Below are 246 nucleotides of genomic sequence, written 5' to 3'. Positions count from 1 at the left end.
CGACATGATGATGCCGGACGACCGGTTCGACACGCTGCGCGGCGATTTTCACCCCGTGCGGCATCTACGGCCGCTGGAATCGGGTGTGTGCGCGGCCACGCCGCTGAATGCGTCGCCGTCGCCGTCCGAACCCGCGCTCGCGCGCGGCGTCTTGCCGGTCCAGCGCCTATACGCATGGCGGAAGCTGCGCGGTTCGCTGTAGCCGAGCCGCTCCGCGATCGCGGCCACGCTCAGGTCCGGCTCGTC

Annotated in this window: 1 protein-coding gene; it reads right to left on the bottom strand. The window is 70.7% G+C overall.

The features are described 5' to 3' along the window. Positions 1-48: 48 nt before the first annotated feature. A partial coding sequence (locus SB751_RS33970) for a helix-turn-helix domain-containing protein (RefSeq protein ID WP_410749492.1) occupies positions 49-246 on the bottom strand: 198 nt, incomplete at its 5' end.

It is taken from the genome of Cupriavidus sp. SIMBA_020 (genome assembly GCF_046535395.1).
Taxonomy (GTDB): domain Bacteria; phylum Pseudomonadota; class Gammaproteobacteria; order Burkholderiales; family Burkholderiaceae; genus Cupriavidus; species Cupriavidus campinensis.
This window is presented reverse-complemented; position numbering and strand designations above follow the sequence as displayed.